Source organism: Streptomyces sp. NPDC051677, assembly GCF_044453465.1.
Classification (GTDB): Bacteria; Actinomycetota; Actinomycetes; order Streptomycetales; family Streptomycetaceae; genus Streptomyces.
The window spans coordinates 129,588-154,378 of sequence record NZ_JBITCT010000009.1 but is presented as its reverse complement, the minus strand read 5'-3'; the positions used below and the strand labels follow the sequence as shown (position 1 = coordinate 154,378).

General features: G+C 70.7%; 16 protein-coding genes and 6 pseudogenes. 7 read left to right on the top strand and 15 right to left on the bottom strand.

The window, feature by feature from the left end; all coding sequences use genetic code 11:
* Positions 1-38 precede the first annotated feature (38 nt).
* Both ACIBAF_RS13275 and ACIBAF_RS13270 read right to left on the bottom strand, forming a co-directional pair.
* Positions 39-1,391 carry a DUF1996 domain-containing protein gene (locus ACIBAF_RS13275; protein WP_399463281.1) on the bottom strand — a complete coding sequence of 451 codons (1,353 nt, stop codon included), beginning with the start codon at positions 1,389-1,391 and terminating at the stop codon, positions 39-41.
* Positions 1,392-1,901: 510 nt separating this feature from the next.
* Positions 1,902-2,432: pseudogene (locus ACIBAF_RS13270) on the bottom strand (RNA polymerase subunit sigma-70); the annotation flags it as partial.
* A 332-nt stretch (positions 2,433-2,764) separates the two neighbouring features.
* Between ACIBAF_RS13270 and ACIBAF_RS13265 the strand changes: the two are divergent.
* Together ACIBAF_RS13265 and ACIBAF_RS13260 are read left to right on the top strand one after the other, a co-directional pair.
* Positions 2,765-3,432, top strand: a pseudogene (locus ACIBAF_RS13265) (NAD-dependent epimerase/dehydratase family protein); the annotation flags it as partial.
* A 288-nt stretch (positions 3,433-3,720) separates the two neighbouring features.
* A pseudogene (locus ACIBAF_RS13260) lies at positions 3,721-3,891 on the top strand (DM13 domain-containing protein); the annotation flags it as partial.
* Positions 3,892-3,949: 58 nt separating this feature from the next.
* Here the strand turns inward: ACIBAF_RS13260 and ACIBAF_RS13255 are convergent.
* The 4 genes and pseudogenes from ACIBAF_RS13255 to ACIBAF_RS13240 form a co-directional block, all read right to left on the bottom strand.
* A complete protein-coding gene (locus ACIBAF_RS13255) occupies positions 3,950-5,194 on the bottom strand; it encodes a lactonase family protein (protein WP_399463280.1) in 1,245 nt (414 codons plus the stop codon).
* Positions 5,191-5,430 (bottom strand): hypothetical protein, encoded by a 240-nt coding sequence (locus ACIBAF_RS13250; protein WP_399463279.1) that lies wholly within the window; start codon positions 5,428-5,430, stop codon positions 5,191-5,193. The genes ACIBAF_RS13255 and ACIBAF_RS13250 overlap by 4 nt, the downstream gene beginning before the upstream one ends.
* A 122-nt stretch (positions 5,431-5,552) precedes the next feature.
* A pseudogene (locus tag ACIBAF_RS13245) lies at positions 5,553-6,678 on the bottom strand (sulfite oxidase).
* Positions 6,679-6,787: 109 nt separating this feature from the next.
* Entirely contained in the window at positions 6,788-7,846 is a 1,059-nt protein-coding gene (locus tag ACIBAF_RS13240; protein WP_399463278.1) for a PucR family transcriptional regulator, read from the bottom strand.
* A 246-nt stretch (positions 7,847-8,092) separates the two neighbouring features.
* Between ACIBAF_RS13240 and ACIBAF_RS13235 the strand changes: the two genes are divergently transcribed.
* From ACIBAF_RS13235 to ACIBAF_RS13220, 4 genes are all read left to right on the top strand, one after another.
* A complete protein-coding gene (locus ACIBAF_RS13235; RefSeq protein ID WP_399463277.1) occupies positions 8,093-8,500 on the top strand; it encodes a hypothetical protein in 408 nt (135 codons plus the stop codon).
* 64 nt (positions 8,501-8,564) lie between these two features.
* The gene (locus ACIBAF_RS13230) at positions 8,565-10,601 is read left to right on the top strand and encodes a flotillin family protein (RefSeq protein ID WP_399463276.1); all 2,037 of its coding nucleotides are present in this window, start codon (positions 8,565-8,567) and stop codon (positions 10,599-10,601) included.
* A 77-nt stretch (positions 10,602-10,678) separates the two neighbouring features.
* Positions 10,679-15,565: a DNA repair ATPase gene (locus ACIBAF_RS13225; RefSeq protein WP_399463275.1), complete on the top strand. Its 4,887-nt coding sequence runs from the start codon at positions 10,679-10,681 to the stop codon at positions 15,563-15,565.
* Positions 15,562-15,762: a hypothetical protein gene (locus ACIBAF_RS13220; RefSeq protein ID WP_399463274.1), complete on the top strand. Its 201-nt coding sequence runs from the start codon at positions 15,562-15,564 to the stop codon at positions 15,760-15,762. The genes ACIBAF_RS13225 and ACIBAF_RS13220 overlap by 4 nt, the downstream gene beginning before the upstream one ends.
* A gap of 107 nt (positions 15,763-15,869) precedes the next feature.
* Here ACIBAF_RS13220 and ACIBAF_RS13215 read toward each other — a convergent pair whose 3' ends face one another.
* The 5 genes from ACIBAF_RS13215 to ACIBAF_RS13195 all read right to left on the bottom strand — a co-directional run bounded on the left by ACIBAF_RS13215 (position 15,870) and on the right by ACIBAF_RS13195 (position 19,950).
* Positions 15,870-16,370, bottom strand: coding sequence for a CBS domain-containing protein (locus tag ACIBAF_RS13215; RefSeq protein ID WP_399463273.1), 501 nt, complete (start codon positions 16,368-16,370; stop codon positions 15,870-15,872).
* A gap of 154 nt (positions 16,371-16,524) precedes the next feature.
* Positions 16,525-16,878 (bottom strand): hypothetical protein, encoded by a 354-nt coding sequence (locus ACIBAF_RS13210; RefSeq protein WP_399463272.1) that lies wholly within the window; start codon positions 16,876-16,878, stop codon positions 16,525-16,527.
* 99 nt (positions 16,879-16,977) lie between these two features.
* Positions 16,978-18,276, bottom strand: coding sequence for an ArsB/NhaD family transporter (locus ACIBAF_RS13205; protein ID WP_399463271.1), 1,299 nt, complete (start codon positions 18,274-18,276; stop codon positions 16,978-16,980).
* Positions 18,273-18,731: a CBS domain-containing protein gene (locus ACIBAF_RS13200; RefSeq protein WP_399463270.1), complete on the bottom strand. Its 459-nt coding sequence runs from the start codon at positions 18,729-18,731 to the stop codon at positions 18,273-18,275. Before ACIBAF_RS13200 ends, ACIBAF_RS13205 begins: the two co-directional genes overlap by 4 nt.
* Entirely contained in the window at positions 18,718-19,950 is a 1,233-nt protein-coding gene (locus ACIBAF_RS13195) for a cation:proton antiporter (RefSeq protein ID WP_399463269.1), read from the bottom strand. Before ACIBAF_RS13195 ends, ACIBAF_RS13200 begins: the two co-directional genes overlap by 14 nt.
* Before the next feature lie 604 nt (positions 19,951-20,554).
* Between ACIBAF_RS13195 and ACIBAF_RS13190 the strand changes: the two are divergent.
* Positions 20,555-21,185, top strand: a pseudogene (locus ACIBAF_RS13190) (IS110 family transposase); the annotation flags it as partial.
* Positions 21,186-21,326: 141 nt separating this feature from the next.
* Here ACIBAF_RS13190 and ACIBAF_RS13185 read toward each other — a convergent pair.
* The 4 genes and pseudogenes from ACIBAF_RS13185 to ACIBAF_RS13170 all read right to left on the bottom strand — a co-directional run bounded on the left by ACIBAF_RS13185 (position 21,327) and on the right by ACIBAF_RS13170 (position 24,789).
* The gene (locus tag ACIBAF_RS13185; protein ID WP_399463268.1) at positions 21,327-21,656 is read right to left on the bottom strand and encodes a TfoX/Sxy family protein; all 330 of its coding nucleotides are present in this window, start codon (positions 21,654-21,656) and stop codon (positions 21,327-21,329) included.
* Positions 21,656-22,148 (bottom strand): annotated as a pseudogene (locus ACIBAF_RS13180) (SRPBCC family protein). Before ACIBAF_RS13180 ends, ACIBAF_RS13185 begins: the two are co-directional and overlap by 1 nt.
* A 264-nt stretch (positions 22,149-22,412) precedes the next feature.
* On the bottom strand, positions 22,413-24,365 hold the full coding sequence (locus ACIBAF_RS13175; protein ID WP_399463267.1) for an SMI1/KNR4 family protein: 1,953 nt from the start codon (positions 24,363-24,365) through the stop codon (positions 22,413-22,415).
* A 61-nt stretch (positions 24,366-24,426) separates the two neighbouring features.
* Positions 24,427-24,789 (bottom strand): hypothetical protein, encoded by a 363-nt coding sequence (locus ACIBAF_RS13170; protein WP_399463266.1) that lies wholly within the window; start codon positions 24,787-24,789, stop codon positions 24,427-24,429.
* Between the last annotated feature and the right edge of the window lie 2 nt (positions 24,790-24,791).

Here is a 24,791-nt window from a genome sequence, read left to right as displayed (position 1 = left end):
GCCCTTGGGCCGGGGGAGCGGCGGCCCTGTCGTTCGGGTCAGCCGCAGCGGCGCCCTGAGTTGATGCAGGAGACGGCCTGTTTCATGAGCCGGTCGGTCATCACGTTGATGAAGTCGTCGTGGTCGGTGATGGCGTTGTGCCGCTGTCCCTGGAAGCCGTCGACGGCGAAGTTCGGCGCCGCAGGGGTCTTGTAGGTGAGCCTCATCGTCAGTTGCGGGATGGCCTTGAAGCCGCTTGCGCAGTTGCCGCCTGCGTCGGCGAAGGCGACGTGGCTGCGGTGGTCGGCGCTGTCGATGTTCCTGCCGTCCCAGCAGCTCTGGAAGGCGAAGCTGCGCACCACCTTGCTGCCGCTGGGACAGATCGGGTACTTGTCGGTGAGCTGGACCTTGTTCTCGAAGCCGGTGCAGCTCCAGTGGGCGTTGGCGTTCTTGGTCCCGTTGGTGAACGCCTTGGCGTCACCGGTGATGATCCGAAGGAAGCGTGGCATCGCCACGACCTTGCCGGTAGGGCTGCCCTGATAGGTGATCGTGACCGTCGAGGGCACCAGGATGGCTCCCTTGTTGCCCTCGGCGCCGCCGCCCAGGGCGTTGGCGTCGGGACCCTGACGGGTGGTGTCCCGCAGGACGGGCCAGTAGTAGGCGGACTGGTCGCCATTGGTGCAGGAAGTGCCCTGGGCGCTCAGGGACTCGTTGGTCGAGTTGAAGTCCACCTTGCGGTTGCCCACGTAGTCGTGGACGTGGTGGGCGCCGTTGCTGACACCGGGAGCCACGATGTCGTTGTCCGAGTTGTGCTGTCCCTGCCTGTTGACTCCGCATCGGGAGGTGAAGGCTCCGGTCGAGGCGCCGGCTTGCCTGCGGACCTTGCGCACGTTCGGGGCCACCTTCGTGATGTCCACGAAGTCGGCCGCGGTGGGCCCGTCGTTGCTCTGCCCTTCGGCACCGGAGCCGTTTCCTTGTTGTCCGGTGTCGCCCCCCTCGCCCCGGGCGCCGCCGGGGCTCTGGTTCGCGGCCCCGGCCCCGGACGGCTGGGGCGCGGGTGCGTCGAGACCGAGGTTGCAGGCGGCGAGAGCGTCCAGCCCTGTGGGCCTGGCGGCCGACCGCCCGATGGCGATGGCGATCCGGTCGATGGTCGCCTTCCTCTTGTCTGTCAGGGGGCCGAGGATCGCGTTCTGCACAAAGTTCGGGCCCCCTTGCCCACGGGTGTCGACCAGCCGCTGGTTGGCCTCCGCGGTCTGGCGGTCCAGCAGTTGCAGGTTGCGGTCCACCTCGGCCTGTGCCTGCTGTGGGACGGCCGGCAGCTTGCCCTTCACGTCCGGGCAGCTGATCGTCTGGGCTGACCGCGTCGTAGGAGCGGTGGCGGTGACGTCGGACGCGTTGGCTGCGTAGTTCACGGCTACGAGGCCACCGCCCCCTGCCAGCAGCGCCGTGACCGCCAAGATGGCGTTGCGGCGGCTCCGGCCGCGCCTGTGATCTGCTCGCATGAGGACTCCCGATCTGACAGCGTGGTTCCTGGCCCGGCGGCGACGCGTATCACTCGCCGCCCGGATGCCCCAGCCTCACCTGAGTGGTCGGCGCTTGGCAGCTGTTCACGTTGCGCGTCATGGACACGTAAGAACTGAGCGGCGCCCGAACTGACCCCGCCCGGCACGAGGAGCTGAGCCGCCTCGGCATCCCCCGCTCGGCGCTGGAAGAAGCCGGGATCCCGTGATCCGGGCCTTGTGCGCTACGACGACTTCACCCACTGCCTCTCGCACCAGCACACGCTCTGAAGCTGCTGACGTCGTTGACCGCACATTGGCGGCCTTCGCGAACAGCGAGCATCGCGCGGGCGGGGTGGGGACGTTGAGCGAGAGCGGTTCATCACAGCGTGGGTGCTGCGCCTGGCCTCGGTCGGTGTCGGGTCACCACTGGGTGACGAGTGGTATGTCCGGTCCGTGCTGCCGCCAGGCTTCTGTGAGGCGGACGAGGCGGGTGAGGGCGGCGATGCCGCTCTCGGTTGCGATCTTGCCGCCGGTGATATCGAACGTCACGGCGCCGATGACCTTGTCGCCGATGACGAAGAGGACGGCGGGGGCACCGTTGACGAGCGCGCAGTGGATGGCGGGCCTGCCGCCGGCAAGTCGCCGTTTCGCGGGTGTGGGCGGGTGTGGGTTTGAAACCGGCCCGTGCGACGGCGGCGATGCGCTGCGGAGTGTCGTACTGCAGCAGCGTCTTGGCCGCCCCGGCGACGTTGGAGTCGGCGATCGAGGTCGCGTCGTCGGTGAGCGGCGCCACCAGGCGTTCGGTGCGGCCCGATGAGGCGGCAGCGAGGAATTCCTCGCCGATCCTGCGGGCGGATGCCGGGTCGACTTCGCCGCCGTTGGGGCGCGCGGCGTGATGCGGTGCCGGGCCCGGTGGAGGTGCTGCTGGCTTGCGGATTCGGTGATGTCGAGTTCATCCGGCGGTGAGGAGGCCCCGCATGGTGGAGCGAGAGCGGGGGAGTGTGGTCGCGGTAACGTCGCCCCCGGTCTGATCGGGGGCTTTGACCAGAGCGCCTACGGGCCGGCCGAGTTCGCCGTGCGGGGCCGGGAGTGGTGACTTGCGCCTTTCACGCCACGGCGCCTCATCGCAGACGTCATGAGCAGGACGGCGGATGTGCCTTCCCGGCCGAGTTGGCCCCGACGTGATGCGCCATGGGCTGCTGCATCTGGCGAGGTCTTACGGACCCGTGACGTGATGGGCGCGGTGCTGCCGTGCAGGGTGCTCATGCTCCTAGCGTTCGTGTATGCGAGTACTGGTCACCGGCGGACGTTCATCGGGTGTCATGTCGTCGCGGCGCTGTCCGCACGGGGGCACGAGGCAGTCGTGTTCGACCTGCGTGACGGCCTGGACGTGCGTGACGCGGAGGCGGTCGCGGCCGCTCTGCCGGGTGTGGACGCCGTGTGCCATTAGGCGGCGATGGTGGGGCTTGGGAAGGGGTTCGGCGACGCGGTCGAGTACGTGTCGCGCAACGACCTCGGGACCGCGGTGCTGCTTTCCGCCATGGCCGAGGCGGGGGTCGGGCGGTTCGTGCTGGCCGGGTCGATGGTCGTGTACGGCGAGGGCTCGTACCTGTGTGAGCGGCACGGGGAGGTACGACCAGGCCCTCGGACCGTGGCCGATCTGGACGCAGGGCGTTTCGAGCCCCGGTGCCCGCGGTGCGAGTCGGCTCTGACGCCGGGGCTGGTCGGCGAGGACGCTCCGGTCGATCCCCGGAACGTGTACGCGACGACCAAGCTGGCCCAGGAGCATCTGGCTTCGGCCTGGGCCCGCTCGACGGGCGGCTCGGCGGTTTCGCTGCGCTACCACAACGTGTACGGGCCGGGCATGCCACGCGACACCCCGTACGCGGGGGTCGCGTCCTTCTTCCGGTCTGCGCTCGCCCGGGGCGAGGCGCCGCGTGTCGCCCAGGATCCGGTCGCCCTCGTCGCCTCGGGCGGTGAACAGAACGTGGTCGGGATCGGTCTCGCGCAGCACCTTGAGCAAGCCCGTGCACGGTCAGCGAGCAGGTTGGTCACCGTAATGCTGTAGGCGTGGAGGCGTGAGGGCATCACCGTGACGGTCGTACGCTTTCTGCGCTGCTGCTTGGTCAGGGTTGTGGGGTGCTGCCCATCTCGGCGGTGAAGATCACGGGGTTGCTGTCGAACCCTCGGACCATCGCGTGGAACTCCCACGTTCCGGAGGCGTCCCTGGTGAACTCCGCACGTCTTCGACGACGGCGCGTACGTCAGCCTCGGCAGGCTCAAGGGGAACAAAGGCAGCCAGAACTACCCCGTGCCCGCCGACGTGGACCCGGCGGACTTCACCAGCGTGAGTATCTGGTGCGAATGCTTCGACGTCTCCTTCGGCGCCGCCGAACTCGTCGGCACCTGACGGCATTTCGCACGGTTCCGGCGGGCCCGGCGTCATGCACTCCGCCGGTTCTGCCACCTCACATCGCGGCGATGCCCTCCATACCGGACTCGGCGAACGCGGGCAGGCCCTCGACGGTGGTGATCTTGGTGAGGGCGCCGTTCTTCCCGACGCGGAAGCCGTCGACCGTGCCGGAGGTGGCGTTCTGGACGTAGACGAACTTCGCGTCCCCGGTCACGGCGATGTCGATGACCCCCTGCGATTTCGCGGAGGGCGGGGTGGCGATGCCCACCCGGTCGGTCAAGGCGAGCCTGCCGTGCCTGTCCATACCGTACCCGCTGACGGTGGAGTTGCCGGTGTTGCCGCCGTAGAAGTGGTTGCCCGCGCGCTCCAGCCAGCACAGGACATCCTGGCCGTTGGCGAGCGGCTGCTGAAGGACCTTCAGCGTGCCGTCGCGCCGGACCCGGTAGGTGGTCACCGTGGACTTCTCGGCCTCGGCGACCAGCATCCGTTCGCCGGACGCGTCGAAGGTGATCGCGAACGGCACGTTGCCGGCGGACTTGTTGACGACGGGTTCGTCGACGGCCGGCAAGCCGTTGCTCTTCAGGGGGAAGACCTCGACCGTGTTGTTCCCCTTGGTGGTGACCACGAGGTTGCGGCCGTCCGGGGTGATCTCGACCTCGCCGGGCGAGGTGTCGAAACGCGGTATGTCCTCGTTGGCCAGGCCGAGGGAGCGGACGGACCCCCGTATCGGCACGAGCCCCTTCGCGGTGATCCGGAAGCCCTGGACGCTGCCCTCGCCGCCCGCGTTCATGACGTATGCGATCTTGCCGCGTACCGCGATGGAGGACGGGAAGCTGCCCCCGCTGTCGATGGTCTGGCGGTTCTTCAGCGTGGTTCCCTCGACACGGAAGGATGTCAGCGTGCCGCTGCCCGCGTTGACCGCCAGCAGCATCCCGGAGGCGTCGTCGTAGACGAGGGAGCCCTGGGAGGCGAGCGAGTCGGTGGGGGCGTCGACCTGGTCACCGCCCTTGCCGCCGGTCGTGTAGGTGCCCGCGGGTTTCAGCCTGCCCTGCCCGTCCCGGGCGAAGACGTGGATGGTGTTGCCGTTCAACTCGTTGCCCTGTACGAAGACGGCACGATCGGCTCCGGACCCGTACTGGCTTGCCGAGGCCAGGGACACGGCCACGGTGGCCGCCGCGACGGTGGCGAGGGCGCTGCCACCGACCACGATCCGCCGTGTCCTGGACTTCGCCCGGTGACCGCGGCGTCCCCCGGCCTTCCGGCTCGGCCGCTGCTCGCTCCGCTCGCCATACAGGCTCATGTTCTGCTCCCTGCCTTCTCGCGGCGCTGGTGCGACGCGTCCTCGTGCGTGTCCGTGGATGGGACAAGAGTGGTCGGCGGGGCAGTAGGGCGAGAGGGGAACGCGGTCCACGTCAGACTCTCGTAATCAGTGAGCATGCCGGCAGGCTCGGCACGCTCGGGGCAGTCGGCGTCGGCGAAGGCCCAGCGGATGGTGCCGGTGCGGACGATGACGTACATGGCCGGCAACGGGAGCATGCGTGGCGAGCAGGAGTTGTACCGCGCTGCCCTGCGCCTTTACCTGCGGGAGCGTTTCGAACCGGCGGGACCCGACGAGCAGCGTGACCGCGGCCTTGGACTCGCTCCGCCCCGCGACCTCGTCACGATGCCGGATCCTCGTCCGGCAGGCAGAGGACGGATACGCGCTGGATGAGGTTGTTGCCGAACCCTCCCTGGTTCCGGGGGGCGTCGAGGGGCTGGGTGTGCCCTCCGGCGTCGGTGGCGCGGGCGCTCAGGGTGTGGCGGCCGGGCGTCGCGTGCCACTCGGCCCGCCACCTCCGCCAGGACCAGCGGTGTCCCTGCGCGGGGGCGAGGTCCGCGTCGCGCCAGGTCCTGGCGCCGTCCGTACTCAGTTCGACTCTCGTCACCGGGGCGCGGCCCGACCAGGCCAGCCCCGCCACCAGCACGGGGCCGGGGCGTACGACCCGCGTGCGGGACATGAAGTCCGGAAAGCCCGGAGGGGCCATCAACGCCCGCGGGGCGGTCCGGGTGACGGGTTCACCGGGTTCGTCCGGGCGCCGCCGGTAGCGGTAGGCCACCGACTGCTGAAAGCCGGTGAACGGGGTGTCCGTGACGATGATCTCGTGCAGCCACTTCATCTGCGCCATCCCGTACCAGCCCGGGACCGCCAGCCGCATGGCCGTGCTGTGGGGGCAGCGGTGCACCGTTCATCGCGTACGCGACCAGCACCTCGGGATCGCTGTCCATGGCCACCGCCAGCGGAAGGCTGCGCCGGTAGTCCTGTTCCACGCCCCGCTCGACCCCGTGGTCGGCTCCCGTGAACACGGCCTCCGCGGCGCCCGGCGTGACCCCCGCCTCGGCGAGCAGGGTACGCAGCGGCACCCCGGTCCACTCGGCCGTGCCGACGGCCTCGACCAGCCACGGCTGACTCACGGGCCGCGGCACGAGCAGCGCGCGGCCGTTTCCCGCGCACTCCATGGTGACGCGGTGCGTCACCGCAGGGAAGGAGCGGAGCTCCGCCAGGTCGACCGTCAGGGGCGTGTTCACCTTGCCGGTCACGGTCAGCCGCCATGTCGAAGAGTCGGCCGCGGGGATGTCGTAGTGGACCAGCACGTAGTGCAGCCCGGCAGGAGTGACGTCGTAGCGCAGCGCCTCCAGCGGCAGGCCGTGGTTGCGGGTCGCGAGTGCGAGCTCCTGCGCGGTGATGTCTTCGCCCGGTTCTGCCAGGCGTGCTGGGGTGCTGACGTCGCTGATGCGTCCGTCCATCTCCCCATGGTGCGCCATGGCGGGTACCCGGCGTTCTTCCACCACGGTCTGGGGCGTGTGGGGCGCCTGAGGTCGTGAAGTCCCCGGATCGCGATGGCGGGGAGGGCCGTCACAGGTCCTTGGCCGGCCAGTCCAGCAGCCGGGCGCCGATCACCGCCGTCTGCAGCATGTACCGGTGGGCCGGGTCGCCGGGGTTCGCGCCGGTGAGCTGGTGGATGCGTTCCAGGCGGTAGGTGAAGGCGCGCACGCTCAGGGAGAGGCGCCGGGCGGCCTCGGCTGCGACGCAGCCGCAGTCGAAGTAGGCGGCGAGGGTGTCCAGGAGGGGCTGGACGCCACCGCGGGCGGTGGTGAGCGGGCCGAGGGTGTCGAGGACGAGCTCGGCCATGGCCTGCCGGTCGCGGGTCAGGACCGGGTAGACGAGCAGGTCGGCGGCGCGCAGGACCGGGTCCTCCAGCTCCAGACGCTCGGCGAGCTCCAGGACGCCCAGCGCCTCCTCGTACGAGTGGACGACGCCGCCGGGGCCGGGCTGCGGGCGGCCGATGGCGACCCGGCCGCCGTCGGTGGCGGCGTAGGCCTGTTTGGCGAAGTGGGCGAGCACCTCGTCCTGGTGGCCGGGGGCGATGCACAGCAGACGGCCGTCCTTGGTGGTGAGCAGGATGCTGCGGTCGCCGAAACGCGAGATGAGCGCGCGTTCCACCTGCCGGGGCACCGGGTCGCCCTCCTCGTAGGCGACCGGACCCTCGGCGACGGCGACCGCGTGAGCGTGGGACAGACGCAGACCGAAACGTTCCGCGCGTTCGGCGAGGCGCCCGAGGTCGCTGCGGCCGTAGAGCAGGTCGTCGATGAACTCCCGGCGGGCCGCCTCCTCCTGACGCACGGCATGCCGCTGGGCGTCCTCGTATCCCTCGGCGAAGGCGTCTACGACCTGCTGTACGGCGGCCAGAGCGTCGGCGGCCGAGCCGGGGAAGGCCGGCCATGCCGTGCGGGCGGCGTTCAGGTGGGCGCTGACCAGGGCCCGCAGTCCGTGTCCGGCCTCCGCGGCCTGTTCCCCGAGGGCTCGCCGGGAGGTGATCTCCTCCCGGGTCAGGCGTCGGCCGGTGGCGGAGACCTCGGCCAGGATCTCGGCATACCCGTCCAGATACCGCTCGGGAATCTCCCGCTCCGTCACATCGCCCCCGGAATCTTGACGCGCCGGTGACGGTTCCTTAGCGGCTCACCGGCATGCAGACCTTAATGAACTCTGCCGGGGACCGGCAATGCGCCGACGCGGGACGGCCGAGCATCATGGCCTGCGGGGAGCACTGCGAAAGGTCCCGATGCCGGACACCGGCAGGTGCCCGGCATCGGGACCCGGAGCGAGCGGGCGCCATCGGGCCCGGCTGACGGGCACCTCGGGCGGTAGGAGGGGGAGGACGTGCGAACGTTTCTGGCTGCGGCCACCGGTCTGCCGGCCATCCTGCCGACCGCCGCTCTCGTGGTGATCGTGTGCTTCTGGCTGCTGGTTGCCCTGGGGGTCGTCTCAGCCCGCGACTTCGACGCGGACGCCGACCTCCGGGCCTGGGGCATGGGTGGCGTTCCCGTGGCGGTCGCCGTGTCGGCGCTGACGGCACTGGCCTGGTCCCTGAGTGTCGGGACGACTCTCCTGCTGACGGCGTTCGCACCACCAGGCCCGGCCACTGTACTGCTGCGCATGGTCGTCCCGGTTGCGGCGCTGCTCGCCGCCTGGCGGCTGACGTGCCTGCTCGTACGGCCGCTGCACCGGCTCTTCCCCGACGAACCCGGTCTTCGCGAACTCCGCCGTCCAGGGCAACGCGCCGCCTGAACGACAGCGCCACCGGGACCCCTTCCTCACACTTCAACACCCTCATGCCGCAAGGACGTATGCCATGAATGCCATCATTGTGGGCGTCGGCGCGCTCGCCGCCGCCATCCTGCTCGCCGTGCTCGCCGTCTCCCGTCTGTTCCGCAAGGTGGAGCAGGGCAAGGCGCTGATCGTCTCCAGGACGAGGAAGGTGGACGTGACCTTCACCGGGCAGGTCGTGCTGCCGGTGCTGCACAAGGCCGAGGTGATGGACATCTCGGTGAAGGCGATAGAGATCACGCGGGCCGGCAAGGACGGGCTGATCTGCAGGGACAACATCCGCGCGGACATCCGGATCTCGTTCTTCGTCAAGGTCAACAAGACGGTGGAGGACGTCGTCAAGGTCGCCCAGGCCGTCGGCACCGCACGGGCGAGCGACCAGAAGACACTCCAGGAGCTGTTCCACGCGAAGTTCTCCGAGGCGCTGAAAACCGTCGGCAAGCAGCTCGACTTCACCGACCTGTACACCAAGCGCGAGGAGCTGCGGTACCGGATCATCGAGGTCATCGGCGTCGACCTGAACGGCTACCACCTGGAGGACGCGGCGATCGACTACCTGGAGCAGACGCCGCTGACCCAGCTCGACCCGGCCAACGTCCTCGACGCCCAGGGCATCCGCAAGATCACCGAGCTGACGGCCGTGGAGCACGTGCGCACGAACGAGGCCCGGCGCACCGAGGAGAAGGAGATCACTCGGCAGAACGTGGATGCCCGCGAGGCCATCCTGGAGCTGGAGCGCCGGCAGGCGGACGCCGAGATCAAGCAGCGGCGGGAGATCGAGACCGTGCGGGCCCGTGAAGAGGCGGAGACGGCCCGGGTGGCGGAGGAGGAGCGGTTGCGGGCGCAGTCCGCGTTCCTGGCCACCGAGGAGAGGCTCGGCATCCAGCGCGAGAACCAGGCCCGCGAGGTCGCCGTGGCCGCGAAGAACCGCGAGCGCGTCATCGCCGTCGAGAACGAGCGCATCGAGAAGGACCGCCTCCTGGAGGTCATCGCCCGGGAACGGGAGACCGAACTCACCCGGATCGCCGCCTCCAAGGAGGTCGAGGCCGAGAAGCGGGAGATCGCGGAGGTGATCCGCGAGCGGGTCGCCGTGGACCGCACGGTCGCCGAACAGGAGGAGTCCATCAAGAAGCTCAGGGCCGTGGAGGAGGCGGAGCGGCAGCGCCAGGCCGTGGTCATCGCCGCCGAGGCGGAGGCCCAGGAGCAACTGGTCAAGGACATCAAGGCGGCGGAGGCGGCCGAGCAGGCCGCCGTCCACCACGCGGCCGAGCAACTCACCCTGGCAGAGGCCCGGTTGAAGAGCGCCGACCTCGATGCCCAGGCCAAACTGCGCCTCGCCGAGGGGCTTCGGGCCGAGGCCGCGGCAGAGGGCCTGGCCGCCGTCCAGGTCCGCGACAAGGAGGCCGAGGTCATCGAGAAGGCCGGCCGTGCCGAGGCCGAGGCGACCCAGGCACGGCTGCGCGCCGAGGCCGAGGGATCCAGGGCGAAGGCACTCGCCGAGGCCGAGGGCATCGGGGAGAAGCTGAAGGCAGAAGCGGCCGGCCTGACCGAGAAGGCGGCGGCGATGGCCGCGCTCGACGAGGCGTCCCGTACCCACGAGGAGTACCGGCTGCGGCTGCAGGCGGAGAAGGAGATCCGGCTCGCCGGTCTGGACGTGCAGCGGCAGGTCGCCGAGGCGCAGGCCACGGTGCTCGCGACCGGGCTGGAGAACGCCGACATCGACATCGTCGGCGGCGACTCGGTCTTCTTCGACCGGCTGGTGTCGTCCATCGGCCTCGGCAAGAGCGTCGACGGATTCGTACGGCACTCCGAGACCGCCCAGGCGCTGGCGAAGCCCTGGCTGGACGGCACGGCGAGCTTCACCGACGACCTCCGCGGCGTGCTCGGCTCGGTCACGACCGCCGATGTGCAGAACCTGACCGTCTCCGCGCTGCTGATGACGCTGATGAAGACGGGCGACACCGACTCCGGGCGGCTCCAGCAGCTGCTCGACAGGGCCGGCGAGCTGGGACTCGCGGACAAGCCGCTCGCCGCCCTCAACGGCAGCGCCGTCCGCGCCTGACTCGCCCCGGTCCGGACCCGCCGCACAGGGGACGGCGGGTCCGGACCACGCTCTTCCGACTTCCCGAGAGGCACGCCATGACCACCGGCCCGATCGAGCGACTGGACGGCGGCGCGTACGAAGTGCTGCGCGACCGCCTCACCGCGCAGGCCGCCGAACTCGCCCGCCGGGCCGAGGCGCTCAACACCCGCCGCGGCGAGGAGTTCGGCTCGACCCGGCTCGAACTCGCCCGCACGGGGCAACTGCGCACCGAGCACGCCGGCGTGCCCCGCGACATCGCGGCCGTGGGTGACGTACTGCTCCTCGGCTGCGGTACCGTCCCGGGCCGGGACGGCGACCCACGTGTGGGTGACGTCCTCGCCCTGTACGGTCGCGACCTTGGGCGACTGCCGGAGGACGCCGTGCCCGGCCTGCTGGACGATCCCGCCTTCGTGCGGGAGTTCACGGCCCTTCACCGCTATTTCCGGCAGGCCCGTCTGCTCCGGCTGCGCAGAGTGCCGGGCAAGCTGCTGGCCGTCTTCCGCACTGGCGAGCGGCCCGGCGACATCCGCGTTCTGCGCTGGTCGCCGGCGGAGGATGGACGGGCCGCCTTCCTCGACGCGCGCGGCGACCGCGACCTCGTTCAGCCTGCCTCTGACGACGTCGAGTGGACGTCAACCAGTCGTGACGACCACGTCCTCGGCCGTCACCCGCACGTCTCCGTCGGCGGCGAGGTCTTCGTCTCCACGGTCGGCGGCGCCCTCACCGTCAAGGCCGAGAACGACACCGACACGGGCCAGGGCGTCTACGCCGAGCCGGTCGACGAACCGCTGCAGTCCCTCGCCGACGCCGACATCTCGTACGCGCGCGTGGGCGCGCTCGTCCTGCTGCGCGTCCGCCCGTACAACGAGGACACCGACCGCCACCTGGTGTTCAACACCCTGACCGGAACCGTCGTCCGTCTCGACGGCATCGGGCAGGCATGCCGTCGCCTGCCAGAGGACCAGGGCATCCTCTTCCCCGGCGGCTGTTACCTGGCCACGGGCACCCCCAAAACCTACGAACTCGACACTGCGGGGATGGAGTTCGAGCGGGAGATCCGCTCCCCGAACGGCGAAGACGTGCTCTACACCTTCCGCACGCGCGGGGAAGGCCGCAGCCTGCTCATGCCGTACAACACGATCCGCAAGGAGGCCGCCAACCCCCTGCTCTGTCAGGGCTGGACGCTCTTCGACGACGGCGGGCTGGTGATCCTGCGCGCCGAGGACGACGAGCCGCGGCACGTCCACCCCGTCCAGCTGTGGAACTCCCCGTACGTCTCCGGCACCCACGCCGCAGCCCGGCCCGTCGGCTCCGGCCCGCTGGCCCGCGTCGGCAACGCCGACCTCGTCCGCGGCATCTCAGACTGCCTGTCCATCGCCCGCGCCGTCACCGAGACCACCCCCAGCAGCGAGGTGTACGCGGCGCTGACCGCCGCCTGCACCCGCGTGACCGACTCCCACCACTGGCTTGCCGACCCCGAACTCAGTGATCTGCGCACCCCGTTGACACAGATCCGGGCGACGGCGGAACAGGTGCTGGCCGAGTTCGAGACCGTCCGGGCGCTCACCCGGCGGGCGCAGGACGCGCTCACCGAGGCCGCCGAGCGGGTCGCCGCGGTCGTACGCCGCCTGCGGGGCGAGGCGCCGCGCGGCGCCATGGCCTGGGTGACCGGCCTGACCGAACTGCGCCAGGCCCAGGGACACCTGCTCGCCGTCAAGGACCTGCGGTACGCGGACACCACTCGCATCGACGAACTCGCCGCTGGCACCGAGGCCGACATCTCCTCCTTCGCCCGCCGGGCCGTCGCCCATCTGGCCCGCGAGGACGCCTTCGCCGACCTCCACGCGGACGTCGCACGGCTCGGCGCCGATGCCGGTGCGGTCCCCACCCTCGCCGAGGCGGCGCCCGTCGCCGCCCAGTTGGACGGACTCGCCGACCGGTTGGGCACGGTGACGCAGGTGGTCACCGGGCTGGACGTCACCGACGCCACGGTCCGTACATCCGTCCTGGAGCGGATCGCCGAGGTGCTCGGCGGTGTCAACCGGGCCCGCGCCGCCCTCGACGGCCGCCGGGCCGAACTGCGAGAGCGCGAGGGACGGGCCGAGTTCGCCGCCGAGTTCGCGCTGCTGGGACAGGCGATCACCAGCGCGATCGCCGCCACCGCGAGCCCCGAGGCGTGCGACGACCAGCTCACCCGCCTGCTCGTGCAGACGGAGAGCCTGGAGGCCCGGTTCGCCGACTCCGACGACTTCCTCGGCATGATCACGGACAAGCGCGACGAGATCCACGAAGCGTTCGCCGCGCGCAGGCAGAGCCTCGCCGGCGTCCGCGCCCGCCGCGCCGAGCGCCTGGCCGACTCGGCGACCCGCGTGCTCCGGACGGTGACCAGGCGGGCAGCCACCCTCGTCGACGCGGACGCCGTCACCACGTACTTCACCTCCGACCCGATGCCCGTCAAGGTCCGTCGCATCGCCGACGAACTGCGTACACTCGGCGACCAGGTCAGGGCGGAGGAGCTCGACGGCCGCCTTGAGTCCGCCCGTCAGGAGGCGCTGCGCGCCCTGCGCGACCGCACCGACCTGTACGCCGACGACGGCCGCACCCTCCGCCTGGGCGACCATCGCTTCGCGGTCAACACCCAGCCCCTCGACCTCACCCTGGTCCCGCACGGCGACACTCTCGCCTTCGCCGTCACCGGCACCGACTACCGGTCCCCGGTCACGGACCCGGACTTCGGCGCCACCCGGGCCCACTGGGACCGCCCCCTGTGCTCGGAGTCACCCGAGGTCTACCGCGCCGAACACCTCGCCGCCCGCCTGCTGGACGAACACGGCCCGACCGCACTGGCGGAGGAGAGCGACCTGACGGCACTGGTCCGCAGGGCCGCGGAGGAGGCGTACGACGAGGGCTACGAGCGCGGCGTCCACGACCACGACACGGTGCTGATCCTCACCGCCCTGCTGCGGCTGCACACGACCGCCGGCCCGCTGCGCCACGAGCCCGCAGCCCGGGCCGCCGCCCAGCTGTTCTGGGCGCACGGCACGACGGCCGACGCCCGCGGGAACTGGACCCGGCGCGCGGTGTCCCTGGCCCGCGCTCGGGACACCTTCGGCCTGGTGCCCGCGATCGACGACGTGCGGCAGGAGCTGGCGGAAGCGATCGGCGGAGAGAGCGCGGCTGCCGCCGCCGGCTACCTCTTCGAGGAACTGACCAGCGGTCCCGACGGCTTCGTCATCAGTGCGGGCACCCGCACCCTGCTCGACAAGTTCCGCCGTACGGTGGGCACCTCGGCCTACGACGAGGACCTCGCCGCACTCGATGATCTCGCCGAGCGCGAACAGCTCGTCGAGGCATGGCTCTCCGCCTACGCCACCGCCACCGGCACGGACCTCGGCCCCGGTGACCTGGCCGAGGCGGTCGCCGCCGAACTCTGCCCCGGATTGGTCCGCCACGAGTCCGACGCACAGCTCAGCGAAAGCGTCACAGGGCTGCTGGGCAGCCACCCGCGCGTCACGGGTCGTGCGCTCACCGTCCGCGTCGACGAACTCCTGGCCCGTACCCGGCGGTTCCGCACCCACGACGTACCCGCCCACCGCGCCTACCAGCGCCGCCGTACCGCGCTGGCCGCCGCCGAGCGCGCCCGCCTCCGCCTGGACGAGTACCGTCCCCGGACCATGTCCGCGTTCGTCCGCAACCGGCTCGTCGACGAGGTGTACCTGCCCCTCGTCGGCGACAGCCTCGCCCGGCAGATCGGCGCCGCGGACGAGCCCGGACGCACCGCCACCGGCGGCCTCCTGCTGCTCGTCTCCCCGCCCGGCTACGGCAAGACGACCCTGATCGAGTACGTCGCCGACCGCCTCGGCATGATCCTCGTGAAGGTCAACGGCCCGGCGCTGGGCCAGGCCGTGACCTCCCTGGACCCGGCCGAGGCCCCCAACGCCACCGCACGGCAGGAGGTCGAGAAGATCAACTTCGCGCTGGAGGCGGGCAACAACACCCTCCTGTACGTGGACGACATCCAGCACACCTCGCCCGAACTGCTGCAGAGGTTCATCCCGCTCTGTGACGCCACCCGCCGCATGGAAGGGGTGCGGGACGGCGAGCCGCGCACCTACGACCTGCGAGGCAAGCGATTCGCGGTGTGCATGGCCGGCAACCCCTACACCGAGTCCGGCAGCCGTTTCCACGTCCCCGACATGCTCGCCAACCGTGCCGACGTCTGGAACCTCGGCGATGTCCTGACCGGCAAGGAGGACGCCTTCGCACTCAGCTTCGTCGAGAACGCCCTCACCTCCAACCCGGTCCTCGCCCCACTCGCCGGCCGCGACCGCGCCGACCTGGAGCTGCTCGTCCGGATGGCCGAGGACGACCCGACGGCCGGGGCCGACCGGCCGGCCCATCCCTACGCCCCGGCCGAGCTGGAACGGATCCTGGCGGTGCTGCGTCATGTGCTCACGGCCCGCCGCACGGTCCTGGCGGTGAACGCCGCGTACATCGCCTCGGCCGGCCGGACCGACACCAGCCGCACCGAGCCGCCCTTCCGGCTCCAGGGCTCGTACCGCAACATGAACAAGATCGCCCAGCGGATCCAGCCGGTCATGAACGACGCCGAACTGGCCGCGCTGATCGACGACCACTACACGGCCGAGGCCCAGACCCTCACCACCGATGCCGAGGCCAACCTGCTGAAGCTGGCGGAACTGCGCGGCACGCTCAGCACCGGACAGGCTGTGCGCTGGGCCGAGATCAAGGCGGCGTACGTCCGTGCGCAGGCCCTCGGCGGTCCCGAGGACGACGGCCTCACCCGCGCCGTGGCGGCCCTGGCCCTGGTCGGTGACCGTATCGCCGCCGTCGAGTCGGCCATCGACCGGGCCGCCGCCCCACACCACCCCGGTGCCCACCCGAGCGGCCGCCACGCGGCCGGGGAACAGGAGCAGCGATGATCTACTTTCTCGTACCGCTCGCCGTCGCGGTTTTGATCGTCGCCCTTGGCACGACCGTGCTGGTCCGCAGGGACCGGCGGCGGCTGGGGGCCGGGCCCGAGACTCTTCGGATCGAGAACGAGGCCACCCTGGGGCTCCGCGGGGCCCGGCGCCGGGCCCACGCGTACCAGAACCGTTTTCTTCGCGAGCACGAGTGACGGAGACCGTCGGTGGTCTCACCCCTTCCGCATCAGTCAAGCGGGCACCGGCGCTCGCCTTCACACTGAGCGGACCGGGAGCCGCCTCCGACGAACGCTCCTCTTTTTCATGGGGTTTTGGGCGACCTCGTGGCGCCGAGCAGCTCGTGCAGCAGGCGCGAGGCCGTGATCACCCCCAGGAAACGGGTGCCTGCTCGGCCCTTTGCACCTGGTGGAACCTGGATCTTCTCGGCCACCGCCACCAGTGGACTGCGCACGCGTGCCATCAGCGCGGCCACCTCCAGCGCGGTGTCATCAGGGTCGGCGATCGGCGGTGGTTCGGCCCGGTCGGACAGGCAGTCGCCGACGCGGCGGCCGGCGAGGGCTTCGCAGAGCCGGTCGGCATGCCGCTCGTCGACGACGGCGGCAAGCGCCGGATCCTCGACAACGTAGGGGGGCACCAGCACTTTGACCAGCTGGGACGCGGGCAGGATTGCCTTCGGTTCACCGAGTTCGTCGAGCACGACCAGGCCCGGCAATCGGCGCTCGGCCATCAGCCGGGCGGCTTCCAGGGCGTCGCTGTCGACGCTCACCGTCTCGTATTCGACCGCCAGGTCACGGGCGCGCACGGCGGACTCCTTCATCTGCTCGAAAGGTTCCTGTTCTCAGCGTCGTACACCCCCTAAGCGGGTGCCAGGGCCTTGACGCGGAACATACGCGGCTCCGGCTTCCGGATGCCTGGCGTGCCTGACGCGATACTGCCGGCCACCGGCTCGACGGAGATCAAAGCGCCGTGTGGCTGTCCGGTGTCCCCTGAGGGGAGCGAGTCCGCAGGCCCCGCCGGTGGAACCCCTCGGCGAGGTGTGACCCGCACAGGATGCCCAGGGCGAACAGCGTGAACCCGGAGGGGACAACGGAGGAAAGGAACGAGGCGTCCTCGGGTTCCAGTTCGCTGTGACGTATCAGCGGGGTGAGCATCCCGCCGGCCCAGAGCACCAGCATGGCGACTCCCCGGACCTGTATCGCCCACGGGACGGTGCGGTGCCGGTAGCGCCGGGGCGCCCAGCCCTTCAACATCAGTACGGCACAGGGCAGTGCCAGTGCCGACAGGCCGATGCACCACAGCCAGGTGAACATCCTTCGCTCCTTGTCCTGCGGAAAGGCCACCTGGTGACGATCCCACGGGTGACTGGGGCGGGTCATTGCCCTCGGGGCGCCGAGCGTTCGCGTCGTTGATCAGGCCAGGACGAAGTAGCGCAGCCACACGTACAAGGCCGACAGGGCCACGGTGACGACGGTGACGACCAGGCCGTACTTGGTGAACTGCCAGAAGGAGATGGGCTGCCGGTTGCGTTCCGCGATGCCCAGGACGACGACGTTGGCGCTGGCGCCGATGGCGGTGGCGTTGCCGCCGAGGTCCGCGCCGATGGCCAGGGCCCACCACATGACGTGGTCGGGATCGCCGCTCATGCTGTGCACCAGGTCCGCGGTGATGGGCGCCATCGTGGCGACGTAGGGGATGTTGTCCACGATGCCGGACAGCACGGCCGAGGCGCTGAGCAGCAGCATGGAGCCGCCGAGTTCGTTGTCGCCGATGGCGTCGGCGAGGGCGCGGGAGATCTCGCCGATGACGCCGGTCTCGATCAGTCCGCCGATCATGATGAACAGGCCGGCGAAGAAGGCGAGGGTGGGCCACTCGACCTCGCCCAGGATGTCGCGGGTCTCGGCGGAGGAGACGGCGATCAGCAGTCCCGCGCCGAGCAGGGCGACGACGCTGGGCGCGTAGTGGAGTACCGGGTGCAGGACGAATCCGGCCACGACCAGGGCCAGCACCACCAGGCCCTGGACGAGCAGCCGGGGGTCCTTGATGGCTTCCTTCTCCTCCAGTGCCATGACCTCTTCGGCACGTGCCTCGTCGTAGACGAAGGAGGCGCGGAACAGGAAGCGGCACAGGGCGACGAGGACGACGACCAGGATCGCGGACAGGGGGGCGAGGTGGACCAGGAAGTCGTTGAAGGTCAGCCCGGCCCGGCTGGCGATGATGATGTTGGGCGGGTCGCCGACCAGGGTGGCGGTGCCGCCGACGTTGGAGGCGAACACCTCGGCGATGAGGAAGGGCGCCGCGGGCAGCGCGAGACGCTCGCAGACCAGCAGGGTCACCGGCGCCACGAGCAGCACCGTCGTGACGTTGTCGAGGAGTGCCGACGTGACGGCGGTGATGACGACGAGCATCACCATCACCCGGAACGGTCTGGCCCGGGCCCGCTTCACCGCCCAGATCGCTAGGTACTCGAACATGCCCGTCTTCTTGAGCACGCCGACGATCATCATCATGCCCATCAGCAGGAAGATGACGTTCCAGTCGATTCCGCTGTGCTCGGAGAAGAAGGCCGACTCGTCGTCGGTGGCGCGGATCGCCAGCATCACCGCGGCGCCGGCCAGGGCGGCCCCGACGCGGTGGATCTTCTCGCTGATGATCAGCCCGTAGGTGGCCACGAAGACCACGACCGCTGCCCAGCTCTGCCAGCCGTTCACGTTCCTCCGACAAGTCGTTCCATCAGGCGGGCCGCGGTCACGGCGCTCACGAGGCGGCTCCGGTCGCCGTCGCGCTCGACCACGGCGACCAGGGGGACGTGTGTGCGGGCCATGAGGGTCGTGACGTGTGTCGCGCTCGCCTCCGTCGTGACCGCCGGCGCTCGGGTCCGGTGCCGCGGCAGCCACTCCGCCACCGTGAGCCCGGCCAGTCTTTCCAGAGCGCCGTCGAGGTCTCGGGCGTCGAGTCCGGCGCCGTACCGAGGGTCCGTCAGCGCGTCCGGGGGCAGGAGCGGCCCGATGAGCTGGGAACCGGGCACCGCGGCGTACGGCCGTCCCTCGCGGTCCACGACCAGCAGCGCGGGCAACCGCCGCTCGACCAGCAGCCGTGCCGCATCGCGCGCGTCATCGTCGGTGACGACATGGGGATACGGCTCCGCGAGCTCACGCGCCGACACGGTCGGCCCCCGAAACCGTACGAGGTGCTTCGCCGCCGGGCACACCCGCGAGGTCCTCTACGTCGAACACACGGGCGATCGGTACGTCGGTGGAGCTGTGCGCGACGATCGAGAAGGCGATGCACACGGCGATGAGCGTGAACGCCTCCTCGCCCTGCGGGATCCCGGCCTGCAGCACCAGCAGCCCGTACACCACCGAGGCGAAGCCCTTCGGCCCGAACCAGGCGGCGACCAGCTTCTCCCGTCGCGTGAAGCGGGTGCCGAGCAACGACAGCAGCAGCGAGGCCGGACGGATCAGCACGATGGCCAGCACCACCGCCATGTAGCCGCCGAAGGACAGGTCGCCGAACAACTGCGGTGTCAGCAGCGCCCCGAACACGAGCAGGGCCGCGAACTTCGCCAGTTCCGCGAGCGCCTCGCCCAGCGGCTCGAACGCCTCCTTCGCCTCCAGGGAGCGCGCGGTGAGCACCGCGCCGGCGGAGAACGCGGCGAGGTAGGGGTTGGCATGCGTCAGGTGGCAGGCCGCGTAGAGGATCACGCCGATCGCCAGCGGCAACAGCGGCTGGAGCTTGGGCTCGGCGCCCAACAGCCGGAATCGTACGAGTTCGATCACGGCGAGCGGGAGGACGACGCCGAAGACCAGCCCGAGCACAAGCTCCAGCGCGATCTTTCCGAGGCCAGCCTCGGCGTGCCCGGAAGTGGGCCCCGCCGCCGCGATCAGAACGAGGACGACCGGCAGAGCGAGACCGTCGTTGATGCCGCTCTCGACGTTCAGCAACTGCCGTAGTTTCGCCGGGACTTCCTTGCGGCCGACGATCGCGGAGGCGAACACCGGGTCGGTGGGCGCCAGTACGGCGCCGACCAGGAACGACGTCGTCCAGTCCAGACCGACCAGGAAATGCGTGGTCAACGCCATGCCGGCGAACGCCAGCGGCATGCCGAGGCCGAGCGCGCGGGCCGGGTTGCGCCAGTTGGCGCGCAGTTTCGGGAACGAGACGTGCATGCCGTCGGTGAACAGGACCGCGAACAGCGCGAGGTCGGCCGTCACGGACACGATCTCGCTGTCCGGAGTGATGTGGACGATCCCCAGGAAGCCGTCGCTGACCAGGGCGCCGCCCACGAGGAAGAGGAAGGAGGTGGACAGCACGGTCCGGGCGGCCAGACCTGACAGCAACACCGCGATGAGCAGCGCCACCCCGAACACCACGACGAGCACCATGACCCGGACCCCCGATCGGCAAAGACACGTGACCTCTAACCGCCGACCAGACTTCCCGGCACACCGCGGGGAACCCTACACGTTCTTTACGCGGCATTGACAGGTCCTTGGCGTGCACTCAACCGTGCGCGTCCTTGCCGGGTTCCGGCAATGATCACGCTCGCCGGTGCGCGCGGGGAGCCGGTCGGCGTTCCTCTCCTGCTCCTAATTCGTGAGTAGGTCGTTCCGGGCCAGCCTCGCGAGGGGCTGTTGGACTGACTGATGTGGATGGGTTTCGCGGCGGCTGCGTGGGCGCCGGATGGACTCCTGTGTTCTCCCGGCCCGCAGAGGCCTTCAGAAAGAGCGGTTGCCTCCGGCGTCTTCGGACCGCCGCGAAACCCATCCCGGCCGTCCGCACGTTGATCGTCGTGGTGCGAGCCCGCCGCAGGGTGACCTCTCCGTTTCCTCCCGAGCCGTCGAGCTCTGCACGAGACAGAGGCCCCCGTGGTGCGCCGGCGTCACGAACGGCTGGTGAGATGGCGGACCCGAGAGTCCTGGAATCAGGTCGCCGCGTGGCCCACACAGGCTTGTCACCCGCACAAACGCACAGGGCAAGGAGAACCGATTGAACGTGTGCTGCGGGATCGACTGGGCCGAACGCCACCACGACGTCGCCCTGGTCGACCCGGCCGGCGCGCTGCTGGCCCAAGCGGCGGATCACCGATGACGCGGCCGGTTACCGGGTGCTGCTGGAACTGCTCGCCGAGTACGGCGACACCCCCGAGGACCCGATACCGGTCGCGATCGAGACCAGCCACGGCCTGCTCGTCGCCGCCCTGCGCACCGGCAACCGCCGGATCTACGCGGTCAACCCGCTCTCCGCCGCCCGCTACCGCGACCGGCACGGCGTCAGCCGCAAGAAGTCCGACCACGGCGACGCCCTGGTCCTGGCGAACATCCTGCGCACCGACATGCACGCCCACCGGCCGCTGCCCGCCGGCAGCGACCTGGCCCGCGCCATCACTGTCCTCGCCCGCGCCCAGCAGGACGCCGTCTGGCACCGCCAGCAGCTGGTCAACCAAGTCCGCTCGCTGCTGAAGACGTTCTGCCCGGCCGCTCTGGACGCCTTCCTCGGCGAGCAGCACGGCCTCGCCCGTCCCGAGGCCCGCGCCGTCCTGGCCACGGCGCCGACCCCGGCCCGCGCGACGAAGCTCTCGCTCCCGCAGTTCCAGGCCGCGCTGCGACGCGCCGGCCGCGACCTCCGCTTGTGTACAAGCTAGCCGTTTTTTCGCGGGCACGGCCGAGATGGCGGATCACCCACCTCGAAGTCGTCGAGGATCACTAGGCCCGCGGAAACCAGTTCACTGAGCTGGGGGAGCCGCGCACCGTGACGACTCCTACTTGGGTGGCAGGCCCGCTGCGAAGGCGCGTCCCTCATCGATCCACGCATGCAAGGCGTCGTCCTCCGAGATGACGGAGCCCGCGACCACGACCCAGCCATGCATGGGGCGGCCGGTCATGTCGAAGATCCGCACCCCTGGCCGGGCCAGGGCCGCCGCGGTGGCGTCCCGGCCGACGCGGACCATGAGGTCGTCGCCGGTCACGCCGACGGCCATGTTGCCCCGATGCAGGAAGGCGATCCCGCCGAACATTCGCTTCTCGGCGATGTCGGGATCCGCGCCGAGTTGCTCGCGGATCCGCTCGGTCAGCCCTTCGTCGTACGTCATCAGACACCTGCTTCCCGCTCGGTGAGCCTTCGCTCGAGATCGCGCAGGTCCTTGGTCAGGGAGGAGCGGACCTGGCGGGCGAGTAGGGGCGCAGCCGGACGGAGGAGACCGCCGGGTCCTCCGCGGACGCGGATGGCGGCGAGAGTACCGCGCGGGTGTGGCTCGAAGGAGTACGTGACATGCATCGGCATCGGGGCGGCCACGGAGACCATGTCCAGCAGCCGCGGGGGCTCGTACTCCGCCACGCGCAGGACGTAGTCGATGCGCCGGCCGAGGAAGCGGGCCGTTCGGGTGACCTCGGCGCCCGTCCCGAACCCGCCGTCGTCCGCCTGCCGCGTCAGCTCCGCAGTGCGGATGCCGTGCGTCCTCCCCCATAGCCCTGAACGGGCATGGGCGGTGCCCCCAGCTGTCGTGGCACCAGTCCATGGCGTATCCGGCCACCTGCTCTGGCGGCAGGGGGATCAGGCGCCGCACTGTCACGTCGATCGTCATCGCCTTCCCACCTCGTGCTCGTGCGCCGGGCTCCGGCTTCGGCCGGTGGTGCGTGTACCGCATTCAGCATGGCCGTGATCGGTGGGGGGCGCTCGCCGCGTCGGATCGGGAGCGGCAGCCGAGTGGGCCGTGACGGCCGCGGCGGCAGCAGTGGGGCGGACCGGGTGTCGACAATGGGGAAAACAGGAGATGTCGATGCCTCGCGCGGGGGCGAGCCGGAGACGGACTGCCGGCCGACGTGGGTTTTCGCGGCCTGGCCGGTCTCTACCTGCTGTCCGGCGGGTTGTCTCCCGTCTGCCCGCCGTCCGTCGGGCGCGTGGCTGCCCGGTGCATGTGGATCACCGCGTACGTCTCGCCGTCCCTCGGCGGCCGTGTCCAGGAACGGGTGGTGAACGTGTGCAGCCTCCCGTACACGATGGCGTGACGCGGCAGACGGGCGCCGAACTCCCCCGTCACTGCTTCCAGCAGCGACCGCTCCACATCGGCGCCGTCCTCCAGCTCGCCGAAGAACCGGCCCGGGTCCAGCGCCCGCGGTATCTCCCCGCTCTTCTGGATATCTCCGTCCGCGTAGGTGAACGCGTACTGCTCGGCACCGTCTCGGGCCACCGAAAGGTGGAAGAACGGTTTCCCGTGCCGTGTCCTCAGGCCGCTCCACACCACGACCGCGCGGGTGCCCGCGCCGGCGGCCGCGGCCGGTGAGACGAGCCGCCGACGGTCGAACGGGGCGGGATCGCCGTCGAAGGCGAAACTCCAGCCGTTACCGGCCCGGCCCACCGCCATGAGAGCCCTGTCGTCATAGGACGAGAACTCCCTGTGGCGGTACATCGATTCGTGGCGTGCCTCCCAGAAGGTCATGGGTTCGTTCAGCACGGTGCCGTCCCCCTCCGCGAGACGTCCGGGCAGCTCCTCCGGCTCCACCCCCTCCACCAGGACGAACCGGTAGGACGTGCGGTTGTTGCCCGGGTCCGGCTCCGCGAGCCACACCAGATCGCCCGGGTCGAGCCCGGCCGTCGGCCTCGGTGGCTCACCCTTCTGCCCGCCTCTCGGCGTGGACAGCAGCTCCTGGCCCCGCTCCGGGGTCAGCAGCGGACCGAGCAAGGGGTCGGCCACCCATGCCAGCGGCGCCAGGTGGTCCGGCCCCCGGGGCTCCCACAGGGGCAGAGCACTCATCAGCGTCCGCCATGCGCCGTCGGTGTCTCCCCACCGCGCCAGCTCCCGCGCCCGCTCGACCGCTTCCCCGAACGGTCCGGCCGGCGTGTAGCGGTACGTGCCGTTCCTCACCTGATCCAGCGTCGCGTAAGCCAGTGACACCAGGTCGTCGCCGGCGCCCCGCAGATGGAACGTCAGCGTGGAGTCGTCCCGGTACGAGTGCGCCGCGTGCTCGGCGACCAGCGGCGGCAGCAGCTCCGGCGCGTACTGAGGGTCCGTCACCAGACCGTCGAAGTACACCATGTACGTCTGTCCGAGCAGGCGGCGCATCTGGTCACCCAGGCCGGCGGCCCGTGGTCTGCCGTACTCCTTGGCCTCGTCCAGCGCCTTCCCGGCCCGCTCCCAGCCGCCGCCCAGCGCCTCCAGCCGGGCCTCCTCCACCTGGGCGTCCAGCTTTCGCGTCGTGTCGTTGGCGAACACCGGCTCCTCGTCGCTCCGGTGGGCCCGCAGGCTGTGGAACTCCCGGTGCATGTCCCGCATGAACTCGAGGAAGTTCGCGTGCCGCTCGGGTGGTGCGGCCCGCCAGCCCGCCCACGTGTACACGGCCCACTCACCGTCCTCGTCCACGTCCTCGGGGTCCAGGAGGACGTAGGCGGCGTCGGACTCGACGTCGAGCTGCAGCCCACGCCGCCAGATGTCCGTCTCCCGCCGCTCCTCGGGCCCGGCGTCCTCGTCCAGGTGCTCCTCGAACGAATCCGCGAGTCCCGACGCGTCGTTGTGCCAGCGCGCGTCCTCGGTCCCCGCCAGCAACCACACGAACCCGCCCGCGTGCCGCCACCCGTCGCTGACCTTGAGGAACTCCCGGTACGACGGGGGCATCCGTCGGCCGAGGCGCTCCTCCATGGTCGCGATCAGCTCCTCGGACGCGGACGGGAACCCCAGCCACCGTGCCTGCCGCGCGGCCTCGTCGTCCTGGCCCCGCGTGTCGCCGTCCGGCAGGGAATCCGCCCACTCCCCGCTCCACCTGAGCAGGAAGGAGCGCCAGTCGAATGCCGTGGTGTCCGTCATGCGTCCGATGCTGCCACCCGCCACTGACAGCGCTGCTCTGCTTGCTGCGGCCAACGGGACTCTACGCGCCGGCCCGGAAGGCCGTGCCGGCGTGCTCGCGCCCGGTCTGGTCGGTGGACCTTGCCAGGCCGCAGGCGAGCGAGCCGAGCAGGAACGACGTGAGCTCGCCGAGCAGGAGTCGGCGGCGGCCGTAGCGGGTCGGAGACACGGCCGTCGACGGGACCTTGACCGAGGACGTCAGCAAGTAGACGGTGACGAGCCAGACGTACCGGTTGTCGGCGCTGCCGATCTGCTCGATGCTGCGCGGCAGTGCTGTGCCGCCCAGCATCGCGAGGAAGGCGCAGGTCAGCAGGGCGAAGGTGGCTGACGTCCTGCGGTGGGGCGCAAGTTCGGCCTGTGCGTCGGATGCCGTGGACGCTCTCATCG

Excerpts from the sequence above, each read along its gene's own strand:
- ACIBAF_RS13255 (WP_399463280.1), bottom strand. The coding sequence starts at position 5,194 with ATGAGCCTGTATGGCGAGCGGAGCGAGCAGCGGCCGAGCCGGAAGGCC.
- ACIBAF_RS13250 (WP_399463279.1), bottom strand. The coding sequence starts at position 5,430 with ATGCTCCCGTTGCCGGCCATGTACGTCATCGTCCGCACCGGCACCATC.
- ACIBAF_RS13230 (WP_399463276.1), top strand. The coding sequence starts at position 8,565 with ATGAATGCCATCATTGTGGGCGTCGGCGCGCTCGCCGCCGCCATCCTG.
- ACIBAF_RS13225 (WP_399463275.1), top strand. The coding sequence starts at position 10,679 with ATGACCACCGGCCCGATCGAGCGACTGGACGGCGGCGCGTACGAAGTG.
- ACIBAF_RS13220 (WP_399463274.1), top strand. The coding sequence starts at position 15,562 with ATGATCTACTTTCTCGTACCGCTCGCCGTCGCGGTTTTGATCGTCGCC.
- ACIBAF_RS13210 (WP_399463272.1), bottom strand. The coding sequence starts at position 16,878 with ATGTTCACCTGGCTGTGGTGCATCGGCCTGTCGGCACTGGCACTGCCC.
- ACIBAF_RS13195 (WP_399463269.1), bottom strand. The coding sequence starts at position 19,950 with ATGGTGCTCGTCGTGGTGTTCGGGGTGGCGCTGCTCATCGCGGTGTTG.
- ACIBAF_RS13185 (WP_399463268.1), bottom strand. The coding sequence starts at position 21,656 with ATGACGTACGACGAAGGGCTGACCGAGCGGATCCGCGAGCAACTCGGC.
- ACIBAF_RS13175 (WP_399463267.1), bottom strand. The coding sequence starts at position 24,365 with ATGACGGACACCACGGCATTCGACTGGCGCTCCTTCCTGCTCAGGTGG.
- ACIBAF_RS13170 (WP_399463266.1), bottom strand. The coding sequence starts at position 24,789 with ATGAGAGCGTCCACGGCATCCGACGCACAGGCCGAACTTGCGCCCCAC.